General features: G+C 36.8%; 10 protein-coding genes. 6 read left to right on the forward strand and 4 right to left on the reverse strand.

Going from position 1 to position 9623, the window contains the following annotated elements:
* Window positions 1–573: 573 nt before the first annotated feature.
* A complete protein-coding gene (locus VE944_RS11215) occupies window positions 574–735 on the reverse strand; it encodes a hypothetical protein (RefSeq protein WP_324976656.1) in 162 nt (53 codons plus the stop codon).
* Window positions 736–967: 232 nt separating this feature from the next.
* Between VE944_RS11215 and VE944_RS11220 the strand changes: the two genes are divergently transcribed.
* Both VE944_RS11220 and VE944_RS11225 read left to right on the forward strand, forming a co-directional pair.
* Window positions 968–2008: a protelomerase family protein gene (locus tag VE944_RS11220; RefSeq protein ID WP_324976658.1), complete on the forward strand. Its 1041-nt coding sequence runs from the start codon at window positions 968–970 to the stop codon at window positions 2006–2008.
* An 83-nt stretch (window positions 2009–2091) separates the two neighbouring features.
* Window positions 2092–2997 (forward strand): hypothetical protein, encoded by a 906-nt coding sequence (locus VE944_RS11225; protein WP_324976661.1) that lies wholly within the window; start codon window positions 2092–2094, stop codon window positions 2995–2997.
* 37 nt (window positions 2998–3034) lie between these two features.
* Here the strand turns inward: VE944_RS11225 and VE944_RS11230 are convergent, their stop codons facing one another.
* Entirely contained in the window at window positions 3035–3229 is a 195-nt protein-coding gene (locus VE944_RS11230) for a hypothetical protein (protein WP_324976663.1), read from the reverse strand.
* A gap of 430 nt (window positions 3230–3659) precedes the next feature.
* Here VE944_RS11230 and VE944_RS11235 point away from each other — a divergent pair, with 430 nt between their 5' ends.
* Window positions 3660–5042 (forward strand): ApeA N-terminal domain 1-containing protein, encoded by a 1383-nt coding sequence (locus tag VE944_RS11235; protein WP_324976666.1) that lies wholly within the window; start codon window positions 3660–3662, stop codon window positions 5040–5042.
* Window positions 5043–5061: 19 nt separating this feature from the next.
* On the opposite strand, the gene VE944_RS11240 is transcribed toward VE944_RS11235, so the two are convergent.
* A complete protein-coding gene (locus VE944_RS11240; protein WP_324976668.1) occupies window positions 5062–5706 on the reverse strand; it encodes a tyrosine-type recombinase/integrase in 645 nt (214 codons plus the stop codon).
* A gap of 359 nt (window positions 5707–6065) precedes the next feature.
* On the opposite strand from VE944_RS11240, the gene VE944_RS11245 reads away from it, so the two are divergent.
* Together VE944_RS11245 and VE944_RS11250 are read left to right on the forward strand one after the other, a co-directional pair.
* The gene (locus VE944_RS11245; RefSeq protein WP_324976670.1) at window positions 6066–6950 is read left to right on the forward strand and encodes a DNA-methyltransferase; all 885 of its coding nucleotides are present in this window, start codon (window positions 6066–6068) and stop codon (window positions 6948–6950) included.
* The gene (locus tag VE944_RS11250) at window positions 6943–7761 is read left to right on the forward strand and encodes a PmeII family type II restriction endonuclease (protein ID WP_324976673.1); all 819 of its coding nucleotides are present in this window, start codon (window positions 6943–6945) and stop codon (window positions 7759–7761) included. The genes VE944_RS11245 and VE944_RS11250 overlap by 8 nt, the downstream gene beginning before the upstream one ends.
* A 285-nt stretch (window positions 7762–8046) precedes the next feature.
* Here VE944_RS11250 and VE944_RS11255 read toward each other — a convergent pair whose 3' ends face one another.
* Window positions 8047–8295: a hypothetical protein gene (locus VE944_RS11255; RefSeq protein WP_324976676.1), complete on the reverse strand. Its 249-nt coding sequence runs from the start codon at window positions 8293–8295 to the stop codon at window positions 8047–8049.
* A gap of 351 nt (window positions 8296–8646) precedes the next feature.
* Here VE944_RS11255 and VE944_RS11260 point away from each other — a divergent pair, with 351 nt between their 5' ends.
* The gene (locus VE944_RS11260) at window positions 8647–9078 is read left to right on the forward strand and encodes a hypothetical protein (protein ID WP_324976679.1); all 432 of its coding nucleotides are present in this window, start codon (window positions 8647–8649) and stop codon (window positions 9076–9078) included.
* The last annotated feature ends 545 nt before the right edge of the window (window positions 9079–9623 follow it).

Genomic DNA, 9623 nt, shown 5'->3' on the forward strand with positions numbered 1-9623 from the left:
CCCTTGTTTGCAGTTTGAAAATTATGTTTGCAATTTCATTTGCAATTATTGTGGTTTTGAGACCCCCTTTATTTGCAGTTAATGTGGTTTCAAAATTGCCTTGTTTGCGGTTTGAAGCGTTTATGTTTGCAGTTCGCTACAAGTAGTAATTTCTGTACTGTCCACCCTCTCTCACTTCTAAAACTTTTGCATGTATAGTACGTGCAACTTCATAGCAGTCAGCACGAAACTGTTTCAAATCCCAAAATTCTACGCCTCTACTAATGCCTGTGGGTAATTTTTTTATCATCGTTAAACAAAAAGTTTATTTATTATAAGGAAAGTTTCTATAGGAATTCTAAATCATTTGGGAACAAGGTATATATTGATAGGAACAGAGCGATCGCAAAAAAAAACACTCTACTGCAACCAATACAGTAAAGTGTCCCTTCATGACACTATTAGCTTAAAAAAGATATACCTAGTAACCTATAACAATAATATAATTTACGGTTAATTTTTATACATTAGTGTAAGTACCTATTTAGCTTTTTAGGTACTTAAAAAGGGAGGTTGTTAACCTCCCTTTGGGGCTTAGAACGGTGTTACACCTGTTTCAGCCACCTTTCTTAAATACCCTGCCCAGTACTCGCCTGTAGTCTGTTTTGGTGGAAGTGAGATCGCCGCGTCGAATTCACCATCGAAGTAGCCATTAGTAGCTTGAGATTGTTGAGGTTTAGCAATTGTGAGTAACATACAGGTGTCCTTATTTAATGTGTGGCGGTTAGCAGCCGCCCTTTCTTATCCCTATACTAACCCTCTTATTTATACATTAACAAGTAGTTATGTATAGGGATAATTGATGAATATTCTGATTAGCTACGAAAATCCCTATGGCTATACAAGTCAATATATATTGACATAAACTTAGTCCTTGGTTACTATCTAAATATACGAAAATTGTTTTAAGTAACTAAGGAATGCTGGTATGTCAAGGCAGTTGGAAGATTCAGAAGATTTAAAAAATACTTATGTTGACGAGCGCGTTCAATGGTTGCTGCCACAATTTGAGGCGATCGCACCTTACAAAATGAATGAGCGTAAAAAGGGTATACGAAACGCAGCTTTACTTGGTTGGGAACAGCTAGCAGCAATTGAAGCGAAAAATTTAAAACTTACTTATCCAGATGACCGGACAGAAAGTGAAAGAGAGTATGGCACGGCGTTAAGGCAGATTACTGCATTAAAAAAAGAACTCAGAAGTGCTGCACAAACTGATTTAAAAGATAATGCTCTTTATAATCCAGTACTTACAATCATTACTCATTTTGGCAATGCTTTAAGTTACCAGTTTGCAAGTTACAAACAGAATCAAAACACTCGCTACAGAGAAACTGTCACAGAGCGTAGGGAAAAAATAAATAGAGTTGAAATTGACCTTACAGACTCTCTAAAGTATGCCTACAATATTTTGACTGATATTAAAAATGGTTTAGATGCTAATTGGCTCGATGTTTCTTGTGCGATCGCACTTGCAACAGGCCGCCGTATGGGTGAAGTACATCTATCAGCCACCTTTGAAAAAATCGACACTTACACAGTTGCTTTTAAAGGTCAATTAAAAGGTAAAACTCGTAAAGTAAGACAAGGTGATAAAGCAGTTTATATCAGAGATGTAATTTTTAAAATCCCTACGTTATTACCTGCTGATTTAATCTGTTATGCCTTGCAATGGCTTGATAAAAAAGGTAAACGTTTTCCGCAAACTGAAGACCCTGAACGGGTCAACCGGAGGTTTTCAAAAACTCTCAATGAATCTTGTAAGCAGTGGGAAATTTTTCCTAAAGATGAACGCACTTATCACAAGTTCCGTGCTGCATATTTGAGAGCCGCGATCGTAAATGATGGCAATGTTGATCCCTATGACTTTACAGACTTCGCTAAAGCAGTGCTAGGGGATGACGACGAAAATACTATCAACGCCTACAAGCGTTATGAGATAAAGGTTGGAACGCTTACCCGTATTTAATAAAATCCCTATACGAACCCTGTTGACATAATTATTATAAGAGGGTTAGTATAAGGATAATTCATTAAGCAGATGTTTTGATTATGGCTAAGTGGGATGAGGTGGGGCAAGAGTTAGTCAAAAAACTGGGTAGTGTCAAAAAAGAGTCAACTATTCAAAAATTGGCAGTTGCAGTAGTTGAGCAAATTAGGGAGTCTTACGAGGAGCCTAACAGCCGCAGAACTCCATTATCCAAAGTACGTAAGGCAGTTCTAGAAGCTTTCCCCGATACCGAAACTCAAGAGCATTCTTATCAGTATTTCACCAATAAAGGTAAAGGTAATATTGAGCGTTACCAACATTTAGCGCTTAAATATTTAACTCTTTCTGCTGAGGAATGGGACGCTGTAGGAGATGAAGCTAGACAGCACTGGAAAGCACAGCAGCAAGACTCAAAGCCAGAACAAGAGATAGAAACAATTCAACCGGTACAAACAACTTTAGATGATATGAATATTTCACAATTACAATTGGATGCTGATACTCAAGCAGTAGTAGAAGCCGCGATCGCTCACTCTGGGATATCACTGGCTGATTTTGTTCGTAAAGCTTGCCAAGTGTACGCTAAAACCATCACTGGTAAAGTTAAACAGTTTTCAGAAGACTTGACAGCAGTATCTACAGAAGAATTAAAAAGTGATACTTATAAAACCCATCCTGGACGCGCTGAAGAATTGACGAGACGCGCTATTTATGCTTTAGAAGTCCACAATAATAATTGCACTGAAAAAAGCCAAAAGTGGATGATTACACAGACAGCTATACAATCGCTTACAGGGAGTAAGCCAGCTACTATCAAGGCAATTTTAGAGAATTACAAAACTAGACTTGATGACCATAACGCTAAACATGAATTAAACGCATACGACAATCGCAAAGGTGGCGGCCGCCAAATTGAGAACGAGATTGATTTAGCGGCGCTTGTACCAGATGGACTGGTTGTGGTGTAGCGAAACCTGGGCACTACCCTAGCTTTTAAGCGTTACTTTACAATCCCTTAGAAGCAGCTATCTGTCGCAGATTTTCTACTATCCCAAGTCCTAAATTTTCTTGCTTGTTCTCTAGCAATATTTGCTCAATCCTCTGCCGTTCTACAGCATTTCCATCAAGGTAAAAATTAAGCAATAGCTCCACAAAAAGCTTGTTGTTATGAGTTACCTGGTTTTTTAAGTCGTTAAGCATTGTAATCACCATCAGACAAAGCGATGCCCGTAGATTATAGTAGTAGCTCTAAATAGGGTATCTGTCTAGACAACAGCAAACGCTCGCACCCATAAGCGAGTCGCAAAATGTCTCAAGTCCTTGTGTATTCAGTCTTAGCGTCGATATTGCTAATAACCAAGAGTTAGAAACGAAAGTCACTTTACTTTTGGCTAGGTATTTTAAAAATCTCAGGTATACCATAGATGCCCAGCAACCAGGGTGTCATTAAGCCTGTGTAGTACGCTTCTAATCTTGACTGTGAGACTGTTTCACCGTTATGTCGGGAAAGATATATTTCCCGACATTTCGTCAAAACCTTAGTAAGGCTATGAAAGATTTAATTTTGCATGATATTGACGTACACTGCCATGCAAGTTAAATTTACAACACTATTGCATATATATGTAAAATGAACAGTTTTGAATATTCAGGTTTTTGGTGGCTACCTTCTAATCCTGAAGACCAAGTTGCAGGCAACTTAAAATTTTCTAACAAAACCGGATTTTCTCTCGAACTTATAGGTAGTTTTAACAATTTTGATGTTGTATCATTTTACAAAGAAGAAAAATGTCCAATAATTCTTGGGATTGTTACTAATAAATTAATAACTTTATATGATTGCCATCAAAAAAACTATCATATCTCTTGCCCAGGTTTTACTACTCAAATATTGGGTGCTAGATTAGCGTTTATTGGACACCATTTTAATAATAAAGAAGAAATAAGGTTTAAAAATTTTGAAGTTGATTTTACTTATTTAAAATATTTATCACCTTTAGTACATGATTTTAATGTTGAAGATGAACTTGACGATTGTAAACATAATTACAGGATACATACTAAACGTTTTGCTATTAAAAATGATATAAAAGCCTCCATAACAAAAGGAGATATATACATTAAACAATGTATATATAGTGAAAATCAAAAATACATAATTAATATCAATAAGTCTGCATTAATTGAGGTTAAATTAAAGCAGCTATTTACATTAGATGAGATACTTGAGGAGTATATCTACCCTTTAAAAAACTTTATAACTTTAATTTCTAATCAACCTAATTTTGTCGAAAAACTCTATGTTTCTTTAGATGATTTACCTACAAAGATAGAAATTATTTTTTCTAATTCTAATTATATAGAGAAGATAAAAACTATAAATGAATTCAATTTCTTGTTAAAATTAGAAGACATCGAACAAGATTTCAGTTTAATTCTGCAAAAATGGTTCAATTTTTATGATGATTGTCATGACATAATTAATTTATATTTTAGTACTATCTACAACTCTAATTTGTATGTAGAAAATGAATTTTTATCGCTTGTTCAAGCATTAGAATCATTTCATAGGAGAATACTTGATAAATGTAACTCTTATACGGAATCTCATGAATTACGTTTAAATGCAATAATTGAAAGCGCTCCTATAGAATATAAAGACTGGTTGAAAGATAAATTGTTATTTAGTCATGAGCCAACACTTGTAGATAGACTAAATCAAATAATTAATTTAACAAAAATAACTGTTGACCCTCTGATTATTGATGTCAATAGTTTTGTAAGAGATGTAAAAAAAATTAGAAATTATCTAACACATTATAACGACCCTTCTCAAGCTAATTTGTTGAAAAATGACAATATTTTTAGAATCAATCAAGTACTTAATTTTACTATAAAAACTTTTTTATTAGTTCAGTTAGGATGTACAGCAGAATTTTGTAAGGAAAAAATTTCTCGTGGAAATGAATATAAATATTTAAAATTTTTAATAGATAAAAAACGTAATGAATAATTTTTCACAATTACTTCTCCTAATCGGGACTATTCGCATCAATTTCTAACTTTTCACCAGTGCCTATCTCTACACCATTACTAGCCACTGGTGACAACATAGCCAAACTTGCCGCCGCTCCCAACACCTGTTCGTCAGTTACTTCCAAATATCTCTGCAACTGCTCTAAGTTCCGATGCCCAGATATCTCCTGGATAACTCTTAGTGGGATGCCTGCATTGCTCATTTGCGACAATGCACTACGACGAAAACTATGCGTCGATACGCCAATTATCCCAGCTTGTTTGCAAGCTCCTCTCAAAATCCTAGAGGCAGAGTCTTCGCTGATGTGTCCATTACTGCGACCGGGAAACAAATAATCATCTCCTGCCAGTGGGTAGTATTCAGTGAGCAACCGCCGTAGGTCTTCAATCACTGGGATTGACCTAGTAGCCAGCTTCCCTTTAGTGTTTGACTTGCGAATCACCAGCCGGGGTCTGACATTGCCCTTGGGCGTGTAAATGTCTTGGGTTTGCAGCGTACAGCATTCGCGGATACGGCAAGCACTAAATAGGCAGACACCGAACAAAGCGCGATCGCGATCGTTGTCTAAGCCATCGCTGAAAATTAGCTGTATCTCAGACTGTGTGAGAACCTTAGCGCGACCGTGCCGATTGATTTTCATCGCTAGACTGTAGACCCTGTGATCCACAGATTACAACGATTTGACACCGATTAATCAGAATTTCAGTACTGGCGAGATTAGAACCCAAGCATTAACAGGACTTTCTAGAGAATTTCTGCGTAATGGTATTAACGAGAGAAAGCTAAAAAGCAAGATGAATGGTCGGAATCGACAGATAAAACGTAGTGACCTTGATAAATATAACTCTATATCTACACTTATAAAAAATGTAATCTGTTAAGAATGGCTAAAATGTTGATACAATCAACCCTGGAGTATTTAAATGGGTGAAACTTAAAAAGTCAGTATTAAAGTTTATTATCAAAAATGACTGATATATACGTGAGTAAAAGTAATATATGTACCTAGACATAAGAACTGAATTAATCAACGATGATTGCCTGAATTATTTAAAAAAGCTTGAAAATAATTCTATTGATTTAATTCTCACATCACCTCCTTATGCAGACCAGCGAAAATCTACGTATGGAGGTGTAAAGACAGACGAATATGTAAAATGGTTTTTGCCTATTTCTAAAGAACTTTTAAGAGTATTAAAACCAACCGGGACTTTTATTTTAAACATCAAAGAAAAGGTAATTGAAGGAGAGCGAAGTACTTATGTAATGGAGTTAATTTTAGAAATGAGAAAGCAAGGCTGGTTTTGGACAGAAGAATTTATTTGGCACAAGAAAAACTGCCATCCTGGAAAATGGTCAAATCGCTTTCGAGATTCTTGGGAAAGGTTGTTGCAGTTCAATAAATCTAAAAAGTTTAATATGTATCAAGATGCTGTTAAAGTACCTGTTGGAGATTGGGCTAAATCTAGACTAAAAACTTTATCAAATAATGATAAAGTTCGCACATCCTCTGCGGTCGGTTCTGGGTTTGGTAAAAATGTTTCAAACTGGATAGGTAGAGATACTGTTTATCCGACTAATGTTTTACATTTAGCTACTGAATCAAGTAATAAAAACCATAGTGCTGCTTTTCCTGAAAGTATTCCAGAATGGTTTATAAAACTCTTTACACAAGAGGCAGATACGGTTCTTGACCCATTTCTAGGTTCTGGGACAACTTCAGTGGTCGCAAAAAGACTTAACAGGCATTCAATAGGCATAGAACTATTGCCTGAATACTTCACGATTGCAAAGCACAGAATAGATAAATCAGAAACAAATAAACCTGTTATTGATAACACTTTACCTTTATTTAACATAGAATTAAGTGATATAAATGGCTGAAATTAATCTTCAAGAGCTTGAACAGTTTATTGAAACGGATATTATTCAACCGTTTTATTGCTCAAGACTTAACTCTTTACAAAATCAGAAACTAAACAAACTGCTGAAAACAAAAAATCCGTATCTTTTTATAGCTAAAAATACAAATATAGCCGCAGATTATGTTAAACAAATGTTAGATGCTTTTCTGTCTTCATCTGAAGAGACAATATTTGGTGGTTCGCTAGAAAAGTTGGCAATATTTGTAAATCAAAAAATTTATAATGGTTATAAACCACCTGAAGGCGAATTTCCAAGCATAGATTTAATTTTTGATAAAGATGAGTTTACTTACATAGTTGGTGTCAAATCAGGTGGGTATTGGGGTAATGCTGATTCAATTAGACAAATGATTACGAATATAACATTACATCATAAATCAAATATTAAACTTATAAGTGGTATATGCTATGGAACATCAGGGGTTAATAAGTGTGAAGTTAAGGATAAAAACAAAAAAGGGATAGATATTTTTTACTATAAATATGTAGGAAAAGATTTCTGGTCTTTAATCAGTGGTATTGATGAGTTTTACACAGACATAATTGAACCGTTAGGTAAGGCAATAAAAGGCAAAGATATAGCTTTTAAAGCAGAATATGACAAAAAATTGAATGAACTGACTCATGGGTTACTTAATGACTATTGTCACAATAATGAAATAGATTGGGAAAAAATTGTTCAATTTAACTCAAAACCAAGACAACTTCGCCAACCTCGTCAACCCCGCCATACCAACGCCAGCCGCAAAGCGAGAAGCAAAACAAGCTGATTTAAGCAGAGGCTTCACTCAATAAGTAGCCGAAATGTTGCACTGAATTTATAGGAGGATTCCCCAAGTGTTGCAGAACAACCTATATTAACTGGTTGTGTCAGTACAGGAAGCTTGTGGCAGTTTGCTTGTCTTGATAGAGTAAATAAACATTTTACTCTAGGGATTAATAGCTACAGAGTTGTGGAAGATATTGAGGAATTGATGAGAATATTAGTAAGGTTATTAAAGAACTGAGAGAGTTTCAAAAACATCCAACTTCCCACTACATTTTCCCAAATTCCCCTAACGTGGATAATGTGCGTTAATTTCAAGCTTTTGGTTAGTGTCTAGCTCTAGACCACTTCTAGCCACAGGCAGACACCGAACAAAGCGCGATCGCTCTCCAAGCCCACCGGAAAGGCAAGGGGGGCGTCTATAGGGGTTTGGGCGAATGGGGTTAGATAACCGAGAGAAAATGTACATTGGTTTTTTCAAAAGTTGCCGTGGCATCGCATTGTCCACCTTCAGCATTGTTATTTTTTGAATAAACATTGGGAAAGGAGTATAAATACTTATTTTTTATAAGTTACCCGCACCACTGTAGGATTTACCCGCACCACTTCCGCACCACTTTTACTAGATTTGAAAAAACTTTGGTGGAAAATTTGCAGAAAATATTTTCAAAAAAAATCTAATATAAAGTTTATCCAACCCGTCAAAACTGGTGCGGGTGGTGCGGGATGCTTATACAGCAAGCATTCTTGCTGCGGGAACTGGTGCGGAACTGGTGCGGGTGACTTAAAAAGTGGTGCGGGAATCGCTAACCTGGGGAATTTTGGCGGGAGGCGCGGCTATAGGAGTTATGCTCTAAAATTTTTGATAGGCATAACTTTCATAACTGCTATGACAGACCGCATCGACCAAATCATAGAGAAGCTTCACCAATTAAGGGAAATCAGACAGCAGCTAGTCAATGAGCCAATGTCACCGCCTGGGGTATGGATTCATCAGTATGAGGTGCGTAAGCAGTATAAAAAAGGTGGTGAAATTTATTGGTATGTATACGCCAAGTGGCAAGCTAACGAGCCAATTTTCAAGAGGAACCCAAAAGCTAGGCTAAAAGGGATTGTGAAGCGCGGTAAGAACCCAGAGTATACCTGCCACCAGCACATAGGCAGGGTAGGCAGTAGCACAGGGTTAGGAACTGATTCAGAGGTCGCGATCGCATATCAAGAGTGGGAAAATCGCAAGCGATTAGACGCGCTCGATAAAGCACTTGATGAGATAGAAAACGCGCTCATAGGAGTTATGCCAAATAAAAATAATGAGGCATAACTATTGTGTCGCAAAGCTAGGAGACGCGGCAACGCCGCCGTCGAGTAGGCAACGCAGTTGCCAGTCCAGCACAGCTACGCCACCACGCCAAACGCGGATATCCCTATACATAGCCACTAAAGAATAGATTCAAACTCAATGACTATACGAGAGGGCTAACGCATAAGTATACAAGAGGATATGTCCCGCACATGACTATACGAGAGGGTTAATGCATAAGTATACAAGAGGGTATAACTTTATCATAACTATACGAGAGGATAGCATAGGTACACGAGAGGATATGTCCCCACTATGGCTGTACGAGAGGGTTAAGAAATAAGTATACAAGAGGGTATAGCTTTATCATGACTGTACGAGAGGGTTAACGTATGGGTGTACAAGAGGACATGTCCCCACTATGACTATACGAGAGGGTTAGCGCATAGGTATACAAGAGGATATGTTTCTATTATGCCTATACAAGAGGATTTAGCTACTCCTTGGTTACATTCCTTGTTCTCTAGAGAACAAGGAATGTAACCAAGGAGTAGCTAAATCCTCTT

Origin of the sequence: Nostoc sp., assembly GCF_035638895.1 — a bacterium.
Taxonomy (GTDB): domain Bacteria; phylum Cyanobacteriota; class Cyanobacteriia; order Cyanobacteriales; family Nostocaceae; genus Nostoc.